This window comes from Sulfitobacter sp. 1A12779 (genome assembly GCF_043557315.1).
Lineage (GTDB): Bacteria > Pseudomonadota > Alphaproteobacteria > Rhodobacterales > Rhodobacteraceae > Sulfitobacter > Sulfitobacter faviae.
In genome coordinates this window covers 39,214-63,025 of the sequence record NZ_JBIFFU010000006.1, presented here as the reverse complement: position 1 = coordinate 63,025, position 23,812 = coordinate 39,214, and the positions used below count along the sequence as shown (strand labels likewise).

General features: G+C 64.8%; 24 protein-coding genes. 11 read left to right on the top strand and 13 right to left on the bottom strand.

The window, feature by feature from the left end; genetic code table 11:
- The first annotated feature begins 48 nt into the window (after positions 1-48).
- From ACGYLQ_RS08995 to ACGYLQ_RS08975, 5 genes are read left to right on the top strand one after another with little or no spacing between them, the layout of a single operon-like run.
- Complete coding sequence (locus ACGYLQ_RS08995) at positions 49-1,023, top strand: ABC transporter permease (protein WP_394442268.1); 975 nt, start codon at positions 49-51, stop codon at positions 1,021-1,023.
- Positions 1,023-1,955: an ABC transporter permease gene (locus tag ACGYLQ_RS08990; RefSeq protein WP_394442265.1), complete on the top strand. Its 933-nt coding sequence runs from the start codon at positions 1,023-1,025 to the stop codon at positions 1,953-1,955. The genes ACGYLQ_RS08995 and ACGYLQ_RS08990 overlap by 1 nt, the downstream gene beginning before the upstream one ends.
- The gene (locus ACGYLQ_RS08985) at positions 1,952-2,917 is read left to right on the top strand and encodes an ABC transporter ATP-binding protein (RefSeq protein WP_394442263.1); all 966 of its coding nucleotides are present in this window, start codon (positions 1,952-1,954) and stop codon (positions 2,915-2,917) included. Before ACGYLQ_RS08990 ends, ACGYLQ_RS08985 begins: the two co-directional genes overlap by 4 nt.
- Positions 2,914-3,939 (top strand): ABC transporter ATP-binding protein, encoded by a 1,026-nt coding sequence (locus ACGYLQ_RS08980; protein WP_394442260.1) that lies wholly within the window; start codon positions 2,914-2,916, stop codon positions 3,937-3,939. The genes ACGYLQ_RS08985 and ACGYLQ_RS08980 overlap by 4 nt, the downstream gene beginning before the upstream one ends.
- Positions 3,936-5,432 carry a carboxypeptidase M32 gene (locus tag ACGYLQ_RS08975; RefSeq protein ID WP_394442257.1) on the top strand — a complete coding sequence of 499 codons (1,497 nt, stop codon included), beginning with the start codon at positions 3,936-3,938 and terminating at the stop codon, positions 5,430-5,432. Before ACGYLQ_RS08980 ends, ACGYLQ_RS08975 begins: the two co-directional genes overlap by 4 nt.
- A gap of 31 nt (positions 5,433-5,463) precedes the next feature.
- On the opposite strand, the gene ACGYLQ_RS08970 is transcribed toward ACGYLQ_RS08975, so the two are convergent.
- Complete coding sequence (locus ACGYLQ_RS08970; protein WP_394442254.1) at positions 5,464-7,848, bottom strand: transketolase-like TK C-terminal-containing protein; 2,385 nt, start codon at positions 7,846-7,848, stop codon at positions 5,464-5,466.
- A 78-nt stretch (positions 7,849-7,926) separates the two neighbouring features.
- Positions 7,927-9,129: a methionine gamma-lyase gene (locus ACGYLQ_RS08965; protein WP_394442251.1), complete on the bottom strand. Its 1,203-nt coding sequence runs from the start codon at positions 9,127-9,129 to the stop codon at positions 7,927-7,929.
- A 94-nt stretch (positions 9,130-9,223) separates the two neighbouring features.
- On the opposite strand from ACGYLQ_RS08965, the gene ACGYLQ_RS08960 reads away from it, so the two are divergent.
- The 4 genes from ACGYLQ_RS08960 to ACGYLQ_RS08945 all read left to right on the top strand — a co-directional run bounded on the left by ACGYLQ_RS08960 (position 9,224) and on the right by ACGYLQ_RS08945 (position 12,983).
- Positions 9,224-9,703: an Lrp/AsnC family transcriptional regulator gene (locus ACGYLQ_RS08960; protein WP_394442248.1), complete on the top strand. Its 480-nt coding sequence runs from the start codon at positions 9,224-9,226 to the stop codon at positions 9,701-9,703.
- 78 nt (positions 9,704-9,781) lie between these two features.
- Positions 9,782-10,855, top strand: coding sequence for a serine hydrolase domain-containing protein (locus tag ACGYLQ_RS08955; protein WP_394442245.1), 1,074 nt, complete (start codon positions 9,782-9,784; stop codon positions 10,853-10,855).
- A gap of 16 nt (positions 10,856-10,871) precedes the next feature.
- Positions 10,872-12,008 carry an aminotransferase gene (locus tag ACGYLQ_RS08950; RefSeq protein ID WP_394442242.1) on the top strand — a complete coding sequence of 379 codons (1,137 nt, stop codon included), beginning with the start codon at positions 10,872-10,874 and terminating at the stop codon, positions 12,006-12,008.
- A gap of 12 nt (positions 12,009-12,020) precedes the next feature.
- On the top strand, positions 12,021-12,983 hold the full coding sequence (locus tag ACGYLQ_RS08945; RefSeq protein ID WP_394442239.1) for a pyridoxal-phosphate dependent enzyme: 963 nt from the start codon (positions 12,021-12,023) through the stop codon (positions 12,981-12,983).
- 21 nt (positions 12,984-13,004) lie between these two features.
- Here the strand turns inward: ACGYLQ_RS08945 and ACGYLQ_RS08940 are convergent, their stop codons facing one another.
- Positions 13,005-14,333, bottom strand: a complete 1,329-nt coding sequence (locus ACGYLQ_RS08940) for a DUF2793 domain-containing protein (RefSeq protein WP_394442236.1) — start codon at positions 14,331-14,333, stop codon at positions 13,005-13,007.
- A gap of 244 nt (positions 14,334-14,577) precedes the next feature.
- Between ACGYLQ_RS08940 and ACGYLQ_RS08935 the strand changes: the two genes are divergently transcribed.
- The gene (locus ACGYLQ_RS08935) at positions 14,578-15,753 is read left to right on the top strand and encodes a nucleotide sugar dehydrogenase (RefSeq protein ID WP_394442233.1); all 1,176 of its coding nucleotides are present in this window, start codon (positions 14,578-14,580) and stop codon (positions 15,751-15,753) included.
- 34 nt (positions 15,754-15,787) lie between these two features.
- Complete coding sequence (locus ACGYLQ_RS08930) at positions 15,788-16,816, top strand: P1 family peptidase (protein WP_394442230.1); 1,029 nt, start codon at positions 15,788-15,790, stop codon at positions 16,814-16,816.
- Here the strand turns inward: ACGYLQ_RS08930 and ureG are convergent.
- From ureG to ACGYLQ_RS08880, 10 genes are all read right to left on the bottom strand, one after another.
- Complete coding sequence (gene ureG, locus ACGYLQ_RS08925; protein WP_394442227.1) at positions 16,813-17,457, bottom strand: urease accessory protein UreG; 645 nt, start codon at positions 17,455-17,457, stop codon at positions 16,813-16,815. The genes ACGYLQ_RS08930 and ureG overlap by 4 nt on opposite strands.
- The gene (locus ACGYLQ_RS08920) at positions 17,454-18,101 is read right to left on the bottom strand and encodes an urease accessory protein UreF (RefSeq protein WP_394442557.1); all 648 of its coding nucleotides are present in this window, start codon (positions 18,099-18,101) and stop codon (positions 17,454-17,456) included. The genes ureG and ACGYLQ_RS08920 overlap by 4 nt, the downstream gene beginning before the upstream one ends.
- Positions 18,094-18,600 (bottom strand): urease accessory protein UreE, encoded by a 507-nt coding sequence (gene ureE, locus ACGYLQ_RS08915; protein WP_394442224.1) that lies wholly within the window; start codon positions 18,598-18,600, stop codon positions 18,094-18,096. The genes ACGYLQ_RS08920 and ureE overlap by 8 nt, the downstream gene beginning before the upstream one ends.
- 10 nt (positions 18,601-18,610) lie before the next feature.
- The gene (gene ureC / locus ACGYLQ_RS08910) at positions 18,611-20,335 is read right to left on the bottom strand and encodes an urease subunit alpha (protein ID WP_394442221.1); all 1,725 of its coding nucleotides are present in this window, start codon (positions 20,333-20,335) and stop codon (positions 18,611-18,613) included.
- Entirely contained in the window at positions 20,335-20,640 is a 306-nt protein-coding gene (locus ACGYLQ_RS08905) for an urease subunit beta (protein WP_067263695.1), read from the bottom strand. The genes ureC and ACGYLQ_RS08905 overlap by 1 nt, the downstream gene beginning before the upstream one ends.
- Positions 20,637-20,834, bottom strand: coding sequence for a hypothetical protein (locus ACGYLQ_RS08900; RefSeq protein ID WP_073037937.1), 198 nt, complete (start codon positions 20,832-20,834; stop codon positions 20,637-20,639). The genes ACGYLQ_RS08905 and ACGYLQ_RS08900 overlap by 4 nt, the downstream gene beginning before the upstream one ends.
- Before the next feature lie 8 nt (positions 20,835-20,842).
- Positions 20,843-21,145 carry an urease subunit gamma gene (locus ACGYLQ_RS08895; protein WP_067263701.1) on the bottom strand — a complete coding sequence of 101 codons (303 nt, stop codon included), beginning with the start codon at positions 21,143-21,145 and terminating at the stop codon, positions 20,843-20,845.
- Position 21,146: 1 nt separating this feature from the next.
- A complete protein-coding gene (locus ACGYLQ_RS08890; RefSeq protein WP_394442218.1) occupies positions 21,147-21,944 on the bottom strand; it encodes an urease accessory protein UreD in 798 nt (265 codons plus the stop codon).
- Positions 21,945-22,194: 250 nt separating this feature from the next.
- The gene (locus tag ACGYLQ_RS08885) at positions 22,195-23,175 is read right to left on the bottom strand and encodes a zinc-binding dehydrogenase (protein ID WP_394442215.1); all 981 of its coding nucleotides are present in this window, start codon (positions 23,173-23,175) and stop codon (positions 22,195-22,197) included.
- 11 nt (positions 23,176-23,186) lie between these two features.
- A complete protein-coding gene (locus ACGYLQ_RS08880; RefSeq protein ID WP_394442212.1) occupies positions 23,187-23,798 on the bottom strand; it encodes a TetR/AcrR family transcriptional regulator in 612 nt (203 codons plus the stop codon).
- Positions 23,799-23,812: the final 14 nt, after the last annotated feature.

Here is a 23,812-nt window from a genome sequence, read left to right as displayed (position 1 = left end):
GCTTGCCGGCGGGCGCCACTTTTTTTCAAGTCTGATGGGCGAGGTCGAATGCTCAGCTATTTTGTAACCCGGTTGGCACAGGCGATTGTCGTGGTCTTTGCCATGTCGGTGATCGTCTTTGTCGGCGTCTTTGCCATCGGCAATCCGATCGACGTAATGATCGATCCGGGCGCCACCGCCGAGATCCGCCAGAAGCTGATCGAGCAATACGGGCTCGATCAACCGCTGGCCGTGCAGTACTGGACCTTCCTCAAGAACGTGGCCCAGGGCGATCTGGGCACCTCGATGGTCTATAACATCCCGGTCGTCGACCTCGTCTTCTCGCGCTTTCCCGCCACGCTGGAACTGGTGCTGACCTCGGTGCTGATCGCCGTGGGCGTGGGCATTCCCGCCGGTCTCTGGGCCGGCTACCGCCCCGAGAGCCTCGGCGCGAAGATGATCATGGCGCTGTCGGTGCTGGGTTTCTCGGTGCCGACTTTCTGGATTGGCATGCTGCTGATCATGGGCTTCGCGGTTGAGCTTGGCTGGCTGCCCTCGGGCGGGCGCGGGGACGAGGCGACCTTCCTCGGCATCACCTCCTCGCTTTTCACCCCCGATGGCTGGAGCCATGTCATCATGCCCGCGATCAACCTGTCGCTCTTCAAGATGGGCCTGATGATCCGACTGACCCGCGCCGGCATGGTCGAGGCCATGGGCACCGATTACGTCAAATTCGCCCGCGCGCAGGGTCTGCCGGACCGGCAGATCGTCTTCCGCCACATCCTGCGCAACATCTCGATCCCGATCGTCACGGTGCTGGGGCTCGAGCTTGGCTCGACGCTGGCCTTCGCGGTGGTGACCGAAAGCGTGTTCAACTGGCCCGGCGTTGGCAAGCTGATCATCGACTCGATCCTGCAACTCGACCGCCCGGTGATGGTCTCCTACCTCATCATGGTCGTGATCCTCTTTGTCCTCATCAATCTCGTGGTTGATCTGGTCTACGCTCGACTGGACCCGCGGGTCCGCCTGAAAGGAGGCGCATGATGCCCGAGATCGTCGCTGAAAACACCATGGCCGTGCCCTCGGCCCCGCCGGTGGAGACCCGCGCCGAGCGGCTGCGCAACTTCTGGTCGGACTTCCGCGAAAGCTGGGTCGCCGTGGGCGCGCTCATCGTGATTGCCGTGCTGCTGTTCCTCTCCTTCGGGGCGCCGCTGGTTTCGCCGCAGGACCCCTACGACATGGCCGCGCTCGATTGGCTCGACGCCTTTCTGCGCCCGGGCACCGAAGGCTCGGGCGGCTATGTCCATCTGCTGGGCACCGACAACGCGGGCCGCGACATGCTTTCGGCCATTTTCTACGGGCTGCGCACCAGCTTCGTGATCGGCCTGTCCGCCGGGGCACTGGCGCTGTTGGTCGGCATTGCGGTTGGTCTTACCGCGGCCTATTTCGGGGGGCGCATCGAAGCGTTGTTGATGCGTGTCGTCGATCTGCAACTTTCAATGCCCGCGATCCTGCTGGCATTGGTGCTGGTGGCGATGCTGGGGCAGGGGATCGGTCAGATCATCCTCGCCCTCGTTGTCGCGCAATATGCCTATTTCGCGCGCACCACCCATGGCGCGGCCAAGGTCGAACGCGGCAAGGACTATATCGAGGCCGCGCGCTCCACCCCGCTGCCGACGCATCGGGTGCTTTTCAAGCACCTGCTGCCCAACGTGCTGCCGCCGCTCATTGTCGTGGCGACGGTGCAGGTGGCGAGCGCAATCGCGCTCGAGGCCACGCTGTCCTTCCTTGGCGTGGGCCTGCCGCTCACTGAACCTTCGCTGGGATCGCTGATCTCCAACGGGTTCAAATACATCCATTCGGACCGCTACTGGCTGTCGATCTATCCCGGATTGGCACTGATGGTGACCGTTGTCGCAATCAACCTCGTGGGCGATCAGGTCCGCAAGGTGCTCGACCCGAGGAACAGCCGATGAGCGCCGCACTGGAGGTCAGGGGACTGACCACGCAATTCAGCACCCGCAAGGGACATGTCACCGCCGTCAACGACGTGAGCTTTTCGGTCCAGCCGGGGCGCATCCTCGGGCTGGTGGGCGAGAGCGGCTCGGGCAAGAGCGTCACCGGTTTTTCGATCATGGGGCTTATCGACGAACCCGGTCGGATCACCGCAGGCGAGGTTCTGGTGCAGGGCACCGACATGCGCAGCCTCAGCGCCGAAGGCCGACGCCAGATGCGCGGTCGCAATGTCTCGATGGTGTTTCAGGACCCGATGATGACCCTCAACCCCGTGCTGCGGGTGGGCGATCAGATGGCTATGGCGGTGCGCGTGCACGACAAGGTCAGCAAGGCCGCCGCATGGGACCGCGCCCGCGAGGCGCTTGAGATCGTCGGCATCCCGGCCCCCGCCGAGCGGTTGCAGGCCTATCCGCACCAGCTCTCGGGTGGCATGCGCCAGCGCGTCGCCATTGCCACGGCCCTGCTGCACCGGCCTGCCGTGATCCTCGCCGATGAGCCGACCACCGCGCTCGATGTCTCGATCCAGGGCCAGATCCTTGCCGAGGTGCGGCGATTGGCGGATGAGACCGGCACCGCCATCGTCTGGGTCACCCATGACCTCGCCGTGGTCTCCTCGCTCGCCGACGACATCGCGGTGATGTACGCAGGCCGGATCGTCGAAAGCGGCACCGCGGAGGAGGTCATCGCCCGTCCGCGCCATCCCTACACGCGCGGGCTGATTGACTCGGTCCCCGGCCTGCACGAGCCGGGCCGCGACTTGCCGCAGATCCCGGGCTCGACCCCGCAGCTGGCGAACCTGCCCTCGGGCTGCCCGTTCCGCCCGCGCTGCCCGCGGGCCACGGACATCTGCGCGATGATCCCACCCAACACTGGAACCGAGGCACATTCCGTCCTGTGCCACCATCCGATCGAGGCCACATGACCGATCCCATTCTGAAAATCGACGGCGTCTCGAAGCGGTTCACCCGCAAGCCGGGGCTGGTCGTCCGGGGGCTGGACCGCCTGTCGGGGCGCGACTCCACCCAGACCGTTCACGCGGTCAATGACGTCACCTTAAGCGTTCCGCGCGGCGAGGTGCTGGGCATCGTGGGCGAGAGCGGCTGCGGCAAGTCCACGCTGGGGCGCGTCGTCTCGGGCATCTATGCGCCGAGCGCGGGCAGCGTCACGCTCGAAGGCCAGCCGGTGGCGCGCGACCATCGCGGCAATGTCGACAAGCTCACCACCCGCGTGCAAATGATCCACCAGGACCCTTTCGCGAGCCTCAATCCGCGCATGAAGGTGGGCGAGATCATCGCCGAAGGCCCGAGCATCCACGGGTTGATCCCCGCGCGCGAGGTGCAGGAGCGCGTCCGTAGCCTGCTCGAACAGGTGGGGCTGGAGGGCGCCTATGCCAATCGCCTGCCGCACCAGTTCTCCGGCGGCCAGCGCCAGCGTGTCGCCATTGCCCGCGCACTCGCCATGCAGCCCGAGCTTCTGGTGCTGGACGAGGCCGTGGCCTCGCTCGACGTCTCCATCCAGGCGCAGGTGCTGAACCTCTTCATGAAGCTGCGGCGCGAGTTGGACCTCACGGCGCTGTTTATCAGCCACGACCTGTCGGTCGTGCGCCACGTCTGCGACCGGGTGGCGATCATGTACCTCGGCCGCGTGGTCGAGACGGCGCCGGCGGATGAACTCTACGCCAAGCCGCTGCACCCCTATACCGAGGCGCTCTTTGCCTCCGTGCCGACCCTTGGCACCGGGCGCGCCAACTTCCACCCGATCAAGGGCGAGATCCCCTCGCCGATCAACCCGCCCAAGGGCTGCGCTTTCCACCCGCGCTGCCCGCTTGCGGGCCCGCGTTGCAAGGTGGAGGTGCCGCGCCTCGTGAACCCGAAAGACAATCGCAGCGTCGCCTGCCACCTGCATGATGGGGGCACCGGCGCCGAAACAGGAGCCGCCGCATGAGCCTGACCCTGACCGACCGCGTGGGGCGGCTGAACGACGTGCTTGTCTCCGTGAACCTGCTCAATTGGGACGCGCGGGTGATGATGCCCAAGGGCGGGGCCGAGACGCGCGGCCACCAGATCGCGACTCTTATGGGCATCGCGCGGGAGATGATCCTCGACCCCGAGATGGGCAAGGTCGCCGAAGCCGTGCTCAACAGCGACGCGCCCGAGATCGAGCGCCGCGCCGCGCAATCGGTGCAGGAGGCGCGCACCCACCACGCCCGCATCCCCGCAGCCTTGCTGCGCCGGCAGGCCGAGCAATTAATCACCGCCGGCGCCGCCTGGACCGAGGCCCGCCGCACCGGCGACTTCGGCCTGTTCCAGCCGCATCTTCAAAGCATCGTCGATCTGGCGCGCGAGAAGGCCGAGGCGCTCGGCCATGACGGCCACCCCTACGATCCGATGGCCGATGTCTTCGAGCCGGGCGCCACGGCGGTGCAGCTCACGCGGTTCTTCGACCAGCTCCGGGACGGCATCCGCCCGATCCTCGACGCGGCGTTTGCCCGGCCCGCGCCGCGCAGCGATTTCCTGTTCCGCGACTATCCCGTGGCGGGCCAGCAGGCCTTCTGCGCCTATATCGCCGAGGCCTTGGGCTATGACATGGGCCGCGGGCGGCTCGACACGGCGGTGCATCCCTTCGAGATTTCCATGACCCGCAACGACGTGCGGATCACCTCGCGCTGGAACCCGAACTACCTGCCGATGTCGATCTTCGGCACGATCCATGAGGCGGGCCATGCGCTTTACGAGATGGGTGCCGATCCGGCGCTAACCCGTGGGGCGCATGCGACGGATATGATCGGGCTCTATGCCGTGGCGGGGACCAGCTTCGGGATGCACGAGAGCCAGTCGCGCCTGCTGGAGAACCACATCGGCCGCTCGCCCGCCTTCTGGTCGGTGCATTACGGAGGCCTGCGTGACACCTTCCCCGAGCAGTTGGGCGACGTGAGCGAAGAGGAATTCATCGCCGCGATCAACCGTGTCTCCCCCGGCCTCACCCGGGTCGAGGCGGACGAGCTCACTTACGATCTGCATGTCATGCTGCGGGTGAAGATCGAGATGGCGCTGATGGACGGCTCGCTGAAGGTCGCCGACGTCCCCGAGGCGTGGAACGCGGCGATGCGCGAGGATCTGGGGCTGGAGGTGCCGGACAACGGCGCGGGCTGTCTGCAAGACGTGCATTGGTCGCACGGCTACATCGGCTCTTTCCCGACCTATACGGTGGGCAATTCGACCGCCGCGCAGATCATGGCGCATCTGGATGCCACGAAGCCCGAGGTACGCACAGGCGTCACGGCGGGAGACTACGCCCCCTTGCAGGCGGCGCTCGGTGATCTCGTCTGGCAGCACGGGCGTTCGCGCAGCCGGGCCGAGATCCTCGCCGGGATCGGGGCAGGGGCCTACGACCCGACGGCCTATCTGGCCTATCTGCAAGCCAAGTTCGGCAGGTGATGAGGGGGGCAGTTTGCCCCCCCTTCGAACCTTAGCCCGCCACCCGGTGCAGCATCTGGCGGCCCGGAGTCAGGCCCTGCACCTTTTCCACGATGGAACGCGCGTCGATGCCGAAATGCCGGTAGAGGTCCGCGATGGCGCCGGTCTGGCCAAAATGTTCGACCCCGAGCGGCACCGTCTGGTGCCCCACGACCGACCCCAGCCACGACAGTGTCGCCGGATGGCCGTCGATCACCGTCACCAGCTTGCAGTCGCGCGGCAGTTGACCCAACAACGTTTCGATATGGCTCTGCGCCGCGTGATTGCCGCGCGCCCGGGCGCGCTGTGCCGCGGTCCAGCCAGCGTTCAGACGGTCGGCGGAGGTCACCGCCAGCACGCCCACGTCGCGCCGGCCCTCGGCGATGCTGCCGGCGGCCTTGATCGCCTCGGGGGCCACGGCGCCCTGATAGGCGATCACCACGTCGCAGTTCGGCCCAGGCTTGCGCAGCCAATAGGCCCCGTCGATGGCACCTTGGCGGAAGTCCTCGTCGACGCGCTTGCCGGGCTGTTCGATGGGATTGGTGGTGAGCCGCAGATAGACCGAGCCGCCGGTCTCGTCGCGCAGCCACGTGCGCTCGTCCGGGTCGCCCTCGCCGTCGCGTTGGAGGTAGTCGAAGGCCCAACGCATGATGACCGTCAACTCGTCGGCGAAGGCAGGCTCGAAGCTCGCCAGCCCGTCCTGGCTCATGCCGATGAGCGGCGTGCCGATGGATTGATGCGCGCCGCCCTCGGGCGCGAGCGTCACGCCCGAGGGGGTGCCCACGATCATGAAACGTGCATCCTGATAACAAGCGTAGTTCAGCGCGTCCAAGCCGCGGGCGACGAAGGGGTCATAGACCGTGCCGATGGGAATGACCCGCTTGCCGAAGAGCGAATGCGACAGGCCCGCGGCGCCCAGAAGCAGGAAGAGGTTCATCTCGGCGATGCCCAACTCGATATGCTGGCCCTCGGGCGTGAACTCCCATTTCGCGGTGGAGGGGATCTTCTCGTTGATGAAGGTGTCGGCCTGTTCCTTGCGGGCAAAGAGCTTGCGGCGATTGACCCATGGCCCAAGGTTCGTGGTGCCGGTCACATCAGGCGACATGGTGACGATGCGGGAGGCGAGATCGCTGTCGCCCTTCGACAGATCGTCGAGGATCTTGCCGAAGGCCATCTGCGTGGAAATTTCGCGGTCGCTCGACAGTTCGATCCGCGGCACCGGCAGCGTCGCATCATTGTAGCGGCGACGGCCCTTGGCGAAGAAGGGCACGCGGTCGAGCGCCGCTTGCAACGCTTGCGGGTCGTCGACGGTGGCGAAGGGCTCCCATTCCTCCCCCTCGGCCACGCCCATGTGCTTTTGCCAATCGGCCATCTGGCTTTTGGTCATCAACCCGCCATGGTTGTCCTTGTGCCCCGCAATCGGTGTGCCCCAGCCTTTGATGGTATAGGCCAGAAAACAGACCGGGCGGTCGTGGTCGATGGCGGCGAAGGTTTCGGCCATGGTCTGCACACAGTTGCCGCCGAGGTTTTCCATCAGCGCGGCCAGTTCGTCATCGCTGCGCGCGTCGATCAGCGCCGTGACATCGCCCTGATCGCCAAGCGCCTCCATCAACCGTTCGCGCCAGACCGCGCCGCCCTGATAGGTCCGCGCCGAGTAGAGCTGGTTGGGGCAATTGTCGATCCAGTCGCGCAGCTTGTCGCCACCGGGTTCCTCGAACGCCGCACGCTGCAACGCGCCGTATTTCACCTTGACCACGTCCCAGCCGAAGGCGTCGAAAATCTGCTCGATGCGCTTGAACAGACCCTCGCGCACCACCCCGTCGAGCGACTGGCGGTTGTAGTCGATGATCCACCATGTATTGCGCAGGTCGTTCTTCCAACCCTCCTGCAGCGCCTCGTAGATGTTGCCCTCGTCCAACTCGGCGTCGCCGACCAGCGCAACCATGCGGCCCAGATCAACTTCCCCGCCCCAGTCTTTCGCGGTGATGTAATCCTGCACCAGCGAAGCGAAGGAGGTCACCGCCACCCCAAGCCCGACCGACCCCGTGGAGAAATCCACGTCGTCCACGTCCTTGGTGCGGCTGGGGTAGCTCTGCACGCCTTGGAACCCGCGGAAGTTCTCCATCTTCTCGCGGGTCTGGTTGCCCATCAGGTATTGCATCGCGTGGAAGATCGGCGAGGCATGCGGCTTCACCGCCACCCGGTCCTCGGGCCGCAGGGCGCTGAAAAAAAGCGCCGTCATGATCGACACCATCGAGGCCGAGGACGCCTGATGCCCGCCCACCTTGATCCCGTCCACCTTGGGCCGAATGTGGTTCGCGTTGTGGATCATCCAGTGCGACAGCCACAGCAGACGTTGTTCGATGGTCTTCAGCTGGGCAGGGGCGAGAGCGGTCATGGCAGGTCTTTCATTCTGAGGATCCCTCGGGCGGTGCCCTCCTCGACACCGCCCGCGACTGGTCCGGTTCGTGCCGGATCAGGCCGCTTGCATGTTATGCGCCCCTAGCGCGGCGTAAAGGTCATCAATGATGTCTTCCGCCGATTCCAGCCCGACAGAAAGCCGCACCAACCCCTCGGCGATGCCGTGCTGGGCGCGTTCCTCGGGCGAATAGGTGGAATGGGTCATGCTGGCGGGATGCTGGATCAGGCTCTCCGCATCGCCAAGGCTCACCGCGCGCTGAATGAGGTTCAGCCGGTTCATGAAGGCGATGCCGCCCGCCTTGCCGCCCTTGACCTCGAAGGGGATCATGCCGCCGAAGTTGCCCATCTGCCGCCGCGCGAGTTCGGCCTGCGGGAAGCTTGCCAGCCCCGGGTAGGCGACATGCAGCACCGCCGGGTGCTGCTCCAGCGCCTCGGCGACCTTGGCAGCGGTGGCGCAGTGGCGCTCCATGCGCAGTTCCAGCGTCTTGATCCCGCGCAAGAGCAGCATGGCCGTGAGCGGCGACATCACCGCGCCGGTCATGTCTTTCAGACCCACGAGCCGCACCTGCATCATGTCCTCGGCATTGCCCACAACGAGGCCCGCCACCACGTCGCCGTGACCCGAAAGGAACTTCGTCGCCGAATGCAGCACGATGTCGGCGCCATGTTCGATGGGGCGGGTGATGACCGGCGTGGCATAGGTGTTGTCGACAACCACCTTGGCGCCCACGCGATGCGCGATCTCGGAGATGGCGGCGATGTCCACCAGCCTGTTGTTCGGGTTCGCGGGGGTTTCGAAATAGACCACCTTGGTCTGGTCGCTGATCACCTCGGCGAGGTTTTCGGGCTCGGTCATGTCGACCAGCGTCACCTTGACGCCAAAGCGCGGCAAGCCATGGGTCATGAAGGCGAAGGTGCAGCCATAAAGCGTCTTGTCGATGATGATCTCGTCGCCCGCCTGCAGGAAGGACCAGAGCGTCGAGGTGATCGCCCCCATGCCCGAAGCGGTGGCAAGCCCGGCCTCGGCGCCTTCGAGGTTGGCGATACGTTTTTCAAGATGGACCAGCGTGGGGTTGCTGATGCGGGTGTAGAAATGCCCTGCACGCTCGCCCGCGAACATGTCGCCGCCCGCCTCCGCGGTCTCGAAGGTGAAGGTCGAGCTCATGTAGATCGGCGGGTTCAGCGCGCCCTGTTCGTCCTGCGCGTCATAGCCGTGGTGGATGGCGCGGGTGGCAAAGGATTTCTGGTTCTCGGTCATGGCTGGCCCCTGTCTGATTTTCCGGCATGATCCGATGGCACAAGGGGCATTTGGTTGCTAATATATGCGTAAATTGCAGGAGATTTGGCATATCATGCCCCAAACGCCCCGATTGGACGCCACCGACCGCCGGATCATCCGCGCGCTGCAGCGCAATGGCCGGATGACCAACCTTGATCTGGCTAACGAAGTCGGTCTCTCGCCTTCGCCCTGCCTGCGCCGGTTGCGCGCGCTGGAGAAAAACGGCGCGATCCGGGGCTACAGCGTGGAGGTCGATGCCAAGGCCTACGGCCTGCCGGTCACGGTCATGGTGCGGGTGACGCTGGACGGTCACGACGAGGGCACGGTGCAGCGCTTCGAAAGCCAGATCCGCGCGATCCCGGAGGTGCTGGAATGTTTCGTGATGAGCGGGCTGTCGGACTACCTGCTGCGCGTCGTGGTGGGCGATCTCGAGGATTACGAACGCTTTGTGCGGGCGCGGCTGCATCCCATCGGCGGCATCGGGTCGATCGACACCAGTTTTGTCTACGGCGTGGTCAAGCGCTCTCAGGTCTACCCCGACATCGGCGATTGAGCGGGGGTAAAACAATTTAACCGGTTTACAATCCCGTCCCCCTTGGGAAATCTGCGCCCGAAGTTCCGAGGAGCCCCCATGACATTCGCCGCCACCCCCGCCCTGCAAGCCGTCGTTGATCATGCGCAAGCACATGAGACCGATTGGCCCCGCTCGATGTACCATGCCGACGGCGCCTATGTCGGCAATCGCGAGTGGAACGAAAGCGGCCCTTGGACTGAGATCGTGGGCCCCGTCAAACCGCGCGGCGGCCCCGCGGGGGTGATCCTGCATCGCGGTGAACGCGTAGCCGATTGGGGCGATACGACGCGCGCCGACATGACCTTCTCCATCGCCAAGAGCTACCTGTCGGTGCTGGCGGGGCTGGCGGTGAAAGACGGGCTGATCGCGGACCTCGACGCGCCCGTGGGCGACAGCGTGCCGGGGCCGTATTTTGCGGGCGATCACAACGGGCGCATCACCTGGCGGCAGATGTTGCAGATGAACAGCGAATGGCGCGGCGAGATTTTCGGCAAGGACGATCAGGTCGACCACTACCGCCAGATCGGCCCGGGGGCGGACAACAGCCGCAAGGGGCAGCTGCGCGCGGTCGGTGCGCCGGGCAGCCACTATGAGTACAACGACGTCCGGGTGAACGCGTTGGCCTATGCGCTGATGATGCGTTTTCGCCGCCCTTTGCCGGAGGTGCTGCGCGAAAGGATCATGGACCCGATCGGGGCCTCCGCTGACTGGCGGTGGGAGGGCTATTCGACCTCATGGGTCGAGGTGGATGGCAAACGGATGCAGTCGGTCACCGGCGGCGGGCATTGGGGTGGGGGCCTCTTCATCTCTGCCGAGGATCACGCAAAGTTCGGCCAGTTCATCTGCCAGAACGGCGCGTGGAACGGCGAACAAATTCTGCCCGAGGACTGGATGCAGCGGTCCCTGATGCCGACACCGACACTCGACAAATACGGCTTTCTGTGGTGGCTGAACCGCGGGGCGGAAGCCGATCCGAAACTGCCCGATACCGCCTTCAGCGCGCAGGGCGCGGGCGGCCATACGATCTGGATCGCGCCCGAGCACGAGATCGTCGCCGTGATGCGCTGGCTCGCGCCGACCGCCACGCCGCAATTCCTCCGCCGGCTTTTCGCCGCGCTGACCGAGAGCTGACACGAAAGGAAACCCCATGCATATCAAGACCTTCGGCGTCGAAATGTGGATGAACGAATTCGAGAACCACTGCCGCTACAACCTCGCCGAGACCTGCGTGGACTCGATCACCCTAGGCGAGCTGATCGACATGGCGGGCGTCGACAATTCCGTGCTGGGCGAATTGCGCGGCATGCGCATGGGCTATGGCGCGATCGAAGGCTTAGACCGGCTGCGCGACGCAGTGGCGGGGCTTTACGAGAACCAGTCCCGCGAGAACGTGCTGACCACCCACGGCACCATCGGGGCCAATGCGCTGGTTCATCAGACGCTGGTCAGCCGCGGCGATCATGTCATCGCCATCGTGCCGACCTACCAGCAGCATTACTCGATCCCCGAGAGCATCGGTGCCGAGATCGAACTGCTGCACCTGCGCCCGGAGAACGGCTTCCTGCCCGACCTTGATGAGCTGCGCGCGATGATGCGGCCCGAAACGCGGATGATCGCCACCAACAATCCCAACAACCCCACCGGCGCGCTGATGGACCGGGCGATGCTGGCTGAGATTGCCGAGATCGCGCAGGGCAGCGGCGCATGGGTGCTCTGCGACGAGGTCTATCGCGGCACCGATCAGGCGGGTGATGGCTATACCGCCTCGATCTGCGATCTCTACGAGCGTGGCATCAGCACGGCGGGCATGTCCAAGGCCTATTCGCTGGCCGGGTTGCGCGTGGGCTGGGTCGCAGGGCCGAAGACCCTGCTGGAAGACATCATGATTCACCGCGATTACAACACGATTTCCGTCGGGCGGATTGATGAGTATTTCGCGGCCCTTGCCCTTGAAAACCGCGCCCAAATCCTCGCCCGCGCACATCGGATCACCCGCGAGAACCTCGCGATCCTGTCGGATTGGGTCGAGGCCGAGCCGCTGATCTCATGGGTGAAGCCTCAAGCGGGCACCACGGCGCTGCTGAAATACGACCTGCCGCTGCCGAGCCGTGATTTCTGCACGCAATTGCTGGAGGAAGAGGGCGTTCTCTTCACCCCCGGCAGCGCCATGGACATGGAGGGCTGGCTGCGCATCGGTTTCGCCAATTCGACGGCGGACCTGCGCGACGGGTTGGCGCGTGTCTCCGCTTTCCTCGCGCGTCACGGCGCGGCACAGTCAAGCTAGATGGAGCCCATCATGCCGTCAGCCTCAGACCTGATCGCCAAAAGCGCCGCCCGTTCCTGCGTGGTTCATCGCAAAATCGCGGGCGCGGTTTACCGCACCCCGGTGATCGCCTCCCGCTTGCCAATGGCAGAGGGTTCGCGGCTGTTCTACAAGACCGAGAACTTCCAGCATACCGGGTCATTCAAACTGCGCGGCGCCAGTGCAAAACTCACTACGGTGCCGCTCGACCGGCCTGTCATCACCGCATCCTCCGGCAACCACGGCATCGCCTGCTCGCTTGCGGCCCAGACCACGGGGCATGAGTTGATCGTGGTACTGCCCGAAACCGTCGTCGCCAAGAAACGCAAGATCATTGAAAGCTACGGCACTAGGGTCGTGATCCATGGGGCCGATGCCTCGCTTTCTGAGCTACACGCGCAGAGTTTGGCTGAGGCTGAGGGCTATACCTATATCTCACCCTACAACGATGCCGAGGTGATCGCGGGGCAGGGCACCGCCGCGCTGGAACTGCTCGAGCAGATCGAAGGCATCGACAATGTCTTCATCTCGATGGGCGGTGGCGGGCTGATCTCGGGCATGGGATCGGTGATCAAGGAATTCTCACCGCGGACCCGCGTGATCGGTGTGAGCGCTGCGAATAGCTGCGCGCTGGCCGCGTCGATCAAAGCGGGCAAGATCGTCGAAACGGAACATCTCGACACGCTGGCCGATGGCGTGGCGGGCGGGGTCGATGCGGACTCGATGACCCTGCCGCTCGCAAGCGCGGTGATCGACGAGATCGTCCATTGCGACGAGGATCAGATCGCCGAGGCGTTAAAAGTGTTGGCTTGGGAAGAGAACATGCTGGTCGAAGGGGCCGCCGCTTTGGCGCTGGCGGCCTATCTGGCAGGGCCGCAGAACTTCGCGGGCCAGACCTCTGTCGTTCTGCTATGCGGTGGCAATTATGAGGTCGAGCAGTTGCGCGGAATCATCTGACGGCTGCCCGGCCATTTCCCCTCAGCGCATGTCGAACCGCAGGTCGACCCAACGGCCCTCGGGAATGTCCCGCGGCGCACCGCCAGCCCAGCCGGCCTGCCAGATCACCTCGCGGGTGCGGATATCGAGCGTCCCCGCATCATAACTGCACGCGACATGAACCAGCCGGTTGCCATTCGCATCCTGCGGCGCTTCGATCTGCCAGCCGCGGCTGGCGAGCGGCGGCACATTCGACAATCGGTAATGGCCAAGCACGACCCGTTCGAACCCTGCGCCCAAAGGCACCGCAGGCTCTTCACTGCCATCGCGGAACAGGCGCACGATCGGGCTGGCTTCCTTGATGAACCCATTGGCATCCACGGTTGTATTTGCGCCGGACCACAAAGGCTGCCACGCGCCCCATGCCCCCGTCGCCCGCACACGAAAGGCCAGACCCGGTGTGTCGATGCCCAGTGCGATCTGCCACAGATAGGCGCTCTGCCCGCCCAAGGTGCTATTGCCGCAGAGCAGGCCGAAGACCCCATTCAGCGCCGGGAAAGGGTTGGCCCCGACAGGCGCCTGCGCATGAGCGCCGCCATAGCTTGAAAAACTGCCCGAAAGATCATGCGCGTCGAGATCGGTCACCAACGGCCCCGCGTCAGCGCCGATGCCGAAATCCCCGACCCGCAGCAGCCGACCCACGGTCGCATCATCCACGCCCTGCGTCAGCGCCGCGCCCGAGTCGATGCCGCTCGCTGCGTCAAAGGCCAGCGCGGTGGGCCAACTGCTGCCATCGGCGCTGACCTTGATGGCGAAATCATCCTGCCCCGCCGTGCCCATCTCGGCCCGGCCAGACCAATCGGTTTGAAACAGCAGGCTCGCGGTATCGGCGGCGCTGGCCTTGTTGAGTTTTAGCTGATGCCCCGCCCCTTCGTGGGTAAACAGGCTCGCCGGGGAGGAGACCGACAAGCGATTGCCACTGTCATGATCCGTATTAACCCCCAGCCCGGAGAGGTTCGCCAGATCGGGGGGCGAGACTTCGGTCCACGCCCCAGCCCCCCAACGGTGCAGAATCCCTGTCGATTTATCCAAGGCGACCCAGCCGTCCTGCGGGGCGGTGAACTGCCAGGTCTCTCCGACCCACGCGGCGAGTTCACCGGGATGACCCGCCCAAACCTCTGTCGGCGCATCACCGAGCGCATGAACCTCCCCCGCCTGCGGTAGGGCGGGTGGCGTGTTGGCGTCAAAGCCTTCGACCGCAAGCTGCACCAGAAGATCGAGCCGTTGCAGCGCTTCGTTATGGGTCACATGTTTTTGCGCCTGTGCGGGCATCAGATAGGGCAGGGACAGGCGCTCAGAGGTGTCGGGCATCGGGGCTCTCCGCGTTATGGGTTGCCTGAGACTGTGAGAAGGAAGTCTTGCCAGCCTGACAATCCACCGTTCGGGCCGCGCGCAACAAACGGCGGTTCTGCCACATCGCACGGCACGGGCGGAAGGTGCGCGCCCCGGCTTTCACTTTCGCCCAACCGCCCTAACTCCCTGTCAGGCGGTGCCTTTTCAAAACGAAAGCCGCAGTTTAACATCACGCCACGCCGCGCAAGAAAGGCCCACGCTTATGTCCAAGACCAAGATCGCCGTTGTCGGTATCGGCTACGTCGGGCTTTCGAATGCGGTGCTTCTGGCGCAGCACAACGAAGTAACAGCGGTCGATTTGAACGCAGAACGGGTGGCGCAAGTGAATGCCCGCCGCGCGCCAATCGTCGATCCTGAGATCGAGCAATATCTCGCGGAAAATCCCCTCACCCTCCGGGCCACGACCGACGCAGAGGCGGCATATCGCGAGGCCGATTACGTGCTCATCGCTACGCCGACCAACTATGACCCACGCACCAATGTCTTCGACACCTCCAGTGTTGAGGCCGTGGTGCGGGATGTCTTGGCGGTCACGAAAACGACCACTATCGTCATCAAATCCACCGTTCCGGTAGGCTATACCGCGGGCCTCTCCGCCGAGTTGAACAGCGACCAAGTCATCTTCAGCCCGGAATTCCTGCGTGAGGGCCGCGCGCTCTACGACAACCTCCACCCCTCGCGCATCGTCGTCGGCGAAGACAGCCCGCGCGCCCGGCGCTTCGCGGAATTGCTGGCCGAGGGGGCAATCGATGACGACATTCCCATGCTCTTTACAGGCCCGTCCGAGGCAGAGGCGGTCAAGCTCTTCGCCAATACCTTCCTCGCCATGCGGGTGGCCTATTTCAACGAATTGGACAGCTACGCGCTGACCAATGGTTTGGACACGCGGCAGATCATCGACGGTGTCTGCCTCGACCCGCGCATCGGTGGGCATTACAACAACCCGTCGTTTGGGTATGGCGGCTACTGTTTGCCCAAGGATTCCAAGCAGTTGCTGGCCAATTACTCTGACGTGCCGCAAAACCTGATCAACGCCGTGGTCGAGGCGAACCGCACCCGCAAGGATTTCGTCTCAGAGCAGATTCTGGCGCTTGGCCCTCAGCGGGTGGGCATCTACCGGTTGGTGATGAAGGCCGGGTCGGACAACTTCCGCCAAAGCTCGGTCCAAGGGATCATGAAGCGGCTCAAGGCCGAGGGTATCGAGGTGATCGTTTATGAGCCCGTATTGCAAGAGGAACGCTTCTTCGGCTCCGAAGTCACCCGCGATTTGGAAGCGTTCAAGACGCGCGCGGATGTGATCGTGGCCAACCGCAATCACCCGGATCTGGCGGATGTCCCCGACAAGGTCTTCACCCGTGATCTTTTTGGCGCGGATTGACGCACCAACGGCACCCCAAACTCTCGAAGGCAAAATGCGCAATACGATCGACAGCAAGAACTGGTGGACCCTGCCCACGGGGCCACGAAACACCATCTGCGATGTCGCGGGGGTGCGCGTGGGCAGCCAAGACCTACGCGGGGAGGGGCTTTGCTCCGGGGTGACGGCGGTTCTGCCGCATGAAGGTGATCTCTTCCGCAATCCGGTGCCTGCGGGCGTTGCGGTGCTGAACGGTTTCGGCAAAAGCGCGGGCCTGATGCAACTGGCCGAATTGGGCCAGATCGAGACGCCGATCCTGCTGACCAACACTTTTGGCGTCGGCCCCTGTAGCACAGCGCTGATCCGGCGGGCGATTGCAGAAAACCCCGAAATCGGGCGGGGCCTTTGCACGGTCAACCCGCTGGTTTTGGAATGCAACGACGGCACGGTGAACGACATTCAGGCGCTGGCGGTGACCGAGGATCACGCGCAGGCGGCGATTGCGGCTTGCGGGCCAGCGTTTGCGCAGGGCACCGTCGGGGCCGGTAGCGGGATGAAGACCTTCGGCTATGCTGGTGGTCTCGGCTCCGCTTCGCGGCGGGTCGCCCTGCCGGGCTGCGCGGGGTTCGACCTTGGCGCGCTGGTCTTGTCGAACTTCGGCCAGCAAAGCGCGCTGCGCGTCTTTGGCCAACAGCTGCCGCCACCGGGGCCGGGGGATGACCCCGACAAGGGCTCGATCATCATCATTCTGGCGACCGACGCGCCGATGGGCTCGCGGCAGTTGACCCGCATGGCCCGGCGCAGCGCCGCGGCCCTTGGCCGGTTGGGCAGCCACATCGGCCATCAAAGCGGCGACATCGCGCTGGCCTTCTCAACCGCCAACCGCATCACCCGTGGCGGGGCTGATACGCAGAGCGTCGAGCGGTTGAACGAAGACCGGATGGATGCCTTCTTCATCGCCGCGGTCGAAGCGGTTGAGGAGGCGATCCTCAACGCGCTTTGGCATGGCGTCCCGCACCGGGGCTATGATGGCAGCCTTCTGCCCGCCTTCCGCGACCGGATGGCTGAGGTCTACCGCGATTAAGCCGCGCTCATCGGGTCCATTGGAGCGAGGTCGAGCCCCCCGACCCGCGCCAGATGCGCCAGCAGCGCGTCGATCCCCTCTCCGGACTTCAACGCGCAGAAGACCGTCGGCAGGTCCGGGCGCATCCGCGCGCTGTCGCGTTGCATGACGTCGAGCGATGCGCCGACATGGGGGGCGAGGTCGGTCTTGTTAATGACCAAAATGTCGGACTTGGTGATCGCCGGGCCGCCCTTGCGGGGAATCTCCTCCCCCGCCGCCACGTCGATCACATAGAGCGTCACATCCGCCAGTTCAGGGCTGAAGGTGGCCGACAGGTTGTCGCCGCCGCTTTCGATCAAGACCACTTCCACATCCGGGTGCCGCGAAACCATCTCCGCCACGGCAGTAAGGTTGATCGAGGCATCCTCGCGGATTGCGGTATGCGGGCAGCCGCCGGTCTCGACCCCGATGATCCGGTCTTGGGGCAGCACCTGCATGCGCATCAGCGCCTCTGCATCCTCTTGGGTGTAGATGTCATTGGTGATTACGCCGATCGACAGCCGATCCCGCAGCGCGCGGCTGAGCGCGGCGGTCAGCGTGGTCTTGCCCGCGCCCACGGGGCCGCCGATGCCGACGCGCAAAGGGCCGTTGTTGCGTTTCATGTGCGGAAAATCCTTGAATATTGGGTTTCGTGTTTCATCGCGGCGATGTCGCTGAGAAAGGCGGTGGAGGAGAGATCGTCGAGCGTGCCGTCCTCTGCCGCCGCGGCGACCTCAAGACAGAGCGGCGCAAGGTCGCGAATGACGATCTGCCCCTCGGTCTGCCCTAAGGGGATCAGGCGCATGCCAGCGGTGGCGAGGTTGGCGGTAAAGGCGTGCAAAAACATCTCAAGCGTTTGGCGCAGCGGCAGCCCTTGCAGCCGTGCGGCGCGTCCGACGGCCACGGGATAGCAAAGCGGCGGCATGTCCTGCTGCCAGATCGCGGCGCTGGCGCGGGCAAAGGCTTCGCCCTGTAGCACGGTTTCTTTCAACCGCTCGGCAGAGGCGGCAAAGGCGCGGGCCTGCGCGTCGATCTCCGATGGGTCATCCGCGCGATAAGCCGCCGCAAGGAAAAGCGCATCCGTCTGCCCCGCCCCATGCCGCAACACGCCGCCCAGCCAGTCGGCCAAGCTGTCTTGCCCCGTCACATCACCGTTCTGCACCGCCCATTCCAACCCATGGCTATAGGCGAAGGCCCCCACCGGGTAGGAGGGCGACAGCATCTGCACCAAGGTCAGAAGCGCGTCGGCCTGTAGGGTGTCAGCCATGCGCATGATCATGCGGGTGGTCGTGATCGTGAACGGCGTGGTGAACATGGCCGTGGTCATGCCCATGGGTGCGCCCATGGCCATAGGCCCCGCCTTCGGGGCGGAAGGGGCCGGTGATCTCTCGCGTGGTGGCACCGATCTGGCCGAGCATCTTGGCGATCACATGGTCGCGCTGAATCACCAGCCGGTCGGCGTCGATCTGGCAGGGGGTATGGCGGTTGCCGATGTGCCACGCGATGCGGGGCAGGTCGGGGCCGGTCACCTCCAGCAGGGCTTCGTCGGCGGCCACTATTTCGACCAGACGCCCGTCGGCCAGCACGAAAGCATCGCCGTGGTCGAGCGAGGTGGTCTGTGCAAGATCGACCAGAAACGCCAGCCCGTCCGCCGTGGTCAGCACCTTGCGGCGCAGAAAGCGCCCGTCATAGGTCAGCTCGACCCGGTCACTGGCATCGGACCACGCTCCGGCGCGGCGCATGTCTTGGCAAAGAATTGGGGTCATCTCGGTCTCTTCAAAACAGGAAATAGCGCTGCGCCATGGGCAGCACGGAGGCGGGTTCACAGGTCAACAATTCACCATCCGCGCGCACCTCATAGGTCTCGGGGTTGACCTCAACCTCGGGCAGCGCGTCGTTCAACTTCAGATCGCGCTTGCCGATCTCGCGGGTGTTGCGCACCGCAAGCGTCTGTTTGGCAAGGCCAAGGCTGCCGCCTACTCCCGCGGCCTCTGCCGCTTCGCTGACAAAGACCACGGCGGAATTCTCGACCGCCCGGCCATAGGCACCGAACATGGGCCGCGAATAAACCGGCTGCGGCGTGGGGATCGAGGCGTTGGGGTCGCCCATCTGCGCGCAGACGATGCTGCCGCCGAGCAAGACCATCTCGGGCTTCACCCCGAAAAAGGCGGGGTTCCAGAGCACCAGATCGGCACGCTTGCCCTCTTCGATGCTGCCGATATGGGTCGAGATGCCATGAGCGATGGCGGGGTTGATGGTGTATTTCGCGATGTAGCGGCGGACGCGGAAATTGTCGTTGTCGCCCGTCTCTTCGGGCAGCCGCCCGCGCTGCTTTTTCATCTTGTCAGCGGTCTGCCATGTGCGGATCAAGACCTCTCCGACCCGGCCCATGGCCTGACTGTCGGAGGCGATAATCGAGAACGCCCCCATGTCATGCAGGATGTCTTCGGCGGCGATGGTCTCTCGCCGGATGCGGCTTTCGGCAAAGGCCACATCCTCGGGGATCGACTTATCAAGGTGGTGGCAAACCATGAGCATATCCAGATGCTCTTCCAACGTGTTGACCGTGAAGGGCCGCGTGGGGTTGGTCGAAGAGGGCAGCACATGCTCTTCGCCGCAAATCTTGATGATGTCCGGCGCATGGCCCCCGCCCGCGCCTTCGGTGTGGAAGGCGTGGATCGTGCGGCCTTTCATGGCTTTTACGGTATGTTCGACAAAGCCGCTTTCGTTCAGCGTGTCGGTGTGGATCATCACCTGCACATCCATCGCATCGGCCACGCCAAGGCAGCAGTCAATCGCGGCGGGGGTGGTGCCCCAATCTTCATGCAGTTTCAGCGCACAGGCGCCTGCGTTGATCTGCTCTTCCAGTGCGGCGGGTTGCGAGGCATTGCCTTTCCCCGCGAAGGCGAGGTTCATCGGGAAGGCGTCGGCGGCCTGCATCATGCGCCCGATATGCCAGCCGCCCGGTGTGCAGGTCGTGGCCAATGTGCCATGTGCAGGGCCAGTGCCGCCGCCGAGCATGGTGGTCAGCCCCGAATGCAGCGCGTCTTCGATCTGTTGCGGGCAGATGAAATGGATATGGCTGTCAAACCCCCCGGCGGTGAGGATGCGCCCCTCGCCCGCGATCACCTCGGTGCCCGGCCCGATGATGATATCGACCCCCGGCTGCGTGTCGGGGTTGCCTGCCTTGCCGATCTTGGCGATGCGCCCGTCTTTCAGCCCGACATCGGCCTTGTAGATGCCGGTATGGTCAACAATCAGCGGATTGGTGATGACCGTATCCACGGCGCCGCCCGCGCGGGTGACCTGCGACTGGCCCATGCCGTCGCGGATCACCTTGCCGCCGCCGAACTTGACCTCTTCGCCATAGGCCCGGCCCTCACCGGTGGTCAGGTCACGCTCGACTTCAATGATAAGGTCCGTATCGGCCAGCCGCACCCGGTCGCCCACCGTGGGGCCGAACATGGCGGCATAGTCACCGCGTTTGATCTGTGCAGGCATCAGAGGTCTCCCATCACCGCGCTGTTAAAGCCAAAGACCCGCCGCGCCCCGCCGATCGGGATGAGCGCGACCTCGCGCCGTTGGCCGGGCTCAAAACGCACCGCAGTCCCCGCCGCGATGTCCAGGCGCAGGCCCCGCGCGGCGGCGCGGTCGAACTCAAGCGCCGGGTTGCTCTCGGCAAAATGGTAGTGGCTGCCCACCTGCACCGGGCGGTCTCCGGTATTGGCGACCATCAGCGTGATCGCCGTGCTGTCGGCATTGAGGGTCAACAGGCCCTCCGCCGGAATGATCTCTCCCGGGATCATGCTTTGGCGGTCTTCAGACGCCGCAGGACGAGGATCCCCCCCGACAGCGCAAAGGCCGCGGCGGCGATCAGGTAGACGGCGAGCGATCCGTCGCCCTCTCCGCCGTGGCTGTGGGGGAGCGGCGCGCTATGGGCGAAGGCCGCCATGGCGAGCGACATAAGCGGCAGGGCAAGAAGGGGGGCAAAACGCGGCATGGGATATCCTATCTGATGGGGTTGTGCACGGTGACCAATTTGGTCCCGTCGGGGAAAGTGGCTTCGACCTGCACCTCGGGGATCATTTCGGCCACCCCTTCCATACAGTCGTCGCGGGTGATGACATGGGCACCGGCCTGCATCATATCGGCCACGCTGCGGCCATCCCGCGCGCCTTCGACCACGGTGTCGGTGATGAGGGCAATGGCCTCGGGGTGGTTCAGCTTGACCCCCCGCGCAAGGCGCTTGCGGGCGACCTCGGCAGCCATGGAGATCAGCAGTTTGTCTTTTTCTCGCGGGGTCAGTTGCACGTCAGGTCATCCATGATCGGGGAAGGGTGTCACCGCTCAGCGCGCCCAAAATCGGGACGAGTGATTGGCGAAGGTCGAAACTATCTGCGGCGAGGATCCGAGCGACCAGCAGGTCAGGGCCGATCAGGCTGGCCCCGGCGCTGTCGGGCAATTGGGCGCGGAGCCGGGGTAGCCGCGCTTCGGCATCGGGGGCCACATAGATCAGCGTGGCAAGGGCACCTGCCCCGGCCGCGATGTGCGGGGCCGCCAGATGGGCGGTGACATCGCCGCTGAGTGTCATCGCGTCGTGAAAAAGCGGCTGGCCCGCGCGGTTGACCTCGATCCGGTCGCGGAAATAGGCATGACGCAGGGTTTCGCCCATAGCGGCGCGGCCAAAGACCAGCGGCTCCACCAGCAGGAGAGAGGCGTCTTGCGCCAGGTCGACCGTCAGATGCCGCCGCAGGGCGCATCCGTCGTAGAGAATGGTCTCTTGCGGCAGCCAATGCAGCGTCGCGCCGGTGTCGACGGTGAGGGTGTTGCGCAGCGCTGCCACTTGCCCCGGTTGCGCGCGATAGGCGCGTTCGGCGGCCTGCGTGGTGAGGCTGAGCGCCGCTTGCGCCTCTGCACGGGCCGTCAAGGAAAAACTATCGCCGCCGGTGATGCCGCCTGCGGAATTAATGATGATTGCTTGCAACAGCGCGGGGTCGGGGCGGGGGAAGAGAAGTTTCATCGCGCCCGACTGGCGCAATTCGCCGATTGTCGACCCGCCCCGCGCAGCCTTGGCCGAGACCATCGCAGCACCAATAGCGCGCGGCTGCACCGGGGTCGCTTGGGGGCTGTTTATGCTGCTGTCGATGAGAATGAGGAACGCTCCGCCCGGTAAAGTCTGATGATTTTTTAATCACCATAGAGACGGGGGAGAGTCATCGCCGAGGCGGTTCAGAGCCGCCTGCAGGGCGGGTTTGCTTGAAAAATGGGCGACAAATCGCGGTGCTGTCTGAAACTTGGGCATTCCGCGCATGGGGCGGCGGCCCCGGGGAGGGAGGGCCGCCGCTGTCGTCAAATCCCGATCACGGGCGCAGCATGACCTTGCCGCCACGGCCCGTGGTCAGCGCGGATTTCATCGCTTCGGTCACCTCGGCCAGCGGGTAGATGCCGCCGGTGTCGAGGGGCAGTTGGCCCTTCGCGGCCAGTTGCACCAATTCGCCAATCAGGCGGCCCCGCGTCTCAGCCGCCATCTCGCCGCTCACGCGCGAGCCCCAGAAGCCTTTGACGGTGATGTGCTTCATGATCAATTCGCCCGAAGACATGGAGAGCGGCTGGCCCGTCGCCGTGCCGAAGACGATCAACTCACCGTCCTTGCCCAGCAGTTCGACCAGTTGACCGCCCAACTCACCGCCGACGGAATCAATGGCCGAGACCGCGCCCTCTTTGCCGATCAACTCACGCGCTTTGCTCTGCCAATCCGCATCTTCGGTGGAGAGGACATGTTCCGCGCCGGTGTCGCGCATCTCTTCGGCGGCACCTTCGCGGCGGACGAGGTTCAGCAATTTGACACCCCGCGCCTTGGCCAGACCGACCATGATTTTGCCGACTGCGCCATTGGCGGCGGTTTGGACCAGCCAATCGCCTTCGCCGACCTTGAGGGTTTCCAACAGGGACAGGGCGCTGAAGGGCATGGCGATCAACTGCGCGCCCGCTTCGTCCGAGATCGCCTCAGGCAGGGGCAGCAGGCCCGCGGCGGGGGCGGTGAAATATTCGGCCCATGCGCCGTGGAAGCCAGCGGCGGTGACGCGTTTGCCGATCAGCGCCTCATCAACGCCTTCGCCCACGGCTTCGACAATGCCAAGCGCTTCGGAGCCGCCGATGGCGCCGGGCAGGTCGGGCTTGTAGCCATAGTTGCCGCGCACGGTCCAAAGGTCGTGGTTGTGGATGGGCGAGAGCACCATGCGCAGCAGCGCTTCGCCAGCGGCGGGCGCGGGCTTGTCGGTTTCGCGGGTGGTCAGAACCTCGGCGGGCTCGCCGAATGTGTCGTGGATGGCAGCGAACATGCTGTTTCCTTTCAGGTTGGGAATTGGCCCCCAGTGGGGGAGAGTTGGGCAGAGGTTTCAGCGCGCGCCATGCGCAGGGGCGCATCGCTGCGTGCCAGTTTGGCCAGCACCGCAGCGCCGAGCCATTTCGCATAGAGCATGCGGGCTGTGGTCTCGGGGTTTTCGAGCACACGAACGGTCCCATCCTCTGCGCCTTGGCGCAGCAATTGGGCAATGCGGGCGACCAAAGCATCGACACCCTGATCGAGCGTTTCGCGCATCGTTTCCGACAGGTCGGCGACTTCGGATCCAAGTTTCACCACCAAACAGGCGCTGGCGATCCCCGGGGCGCTGGATTGGCTGAGCCATGCATCCCAGAAACTGTCGAGCTTGTCGCCCGCCGTTCCCGGAGCCGCGATCAGCGCATCGACGCGATCGAGATAGGCCTCGACGTAATCTGCCAGCATTGCGGTGCCAAAAGCCTCTTTCGACGCGAAGTAATAGTAGAAAGAGCCCTTGGGCACGCCGCTTTCGCTCAGAATGCGCGACAGGCCAACGCCAGAGAACCCGTGCCGCAGCACGAGGCTGCGCCCTACGTCCAAGATGCGTTGCCGCGTCTGATCTGATTTCTTTGCCTCTGTCATACCGGGGCATCTAA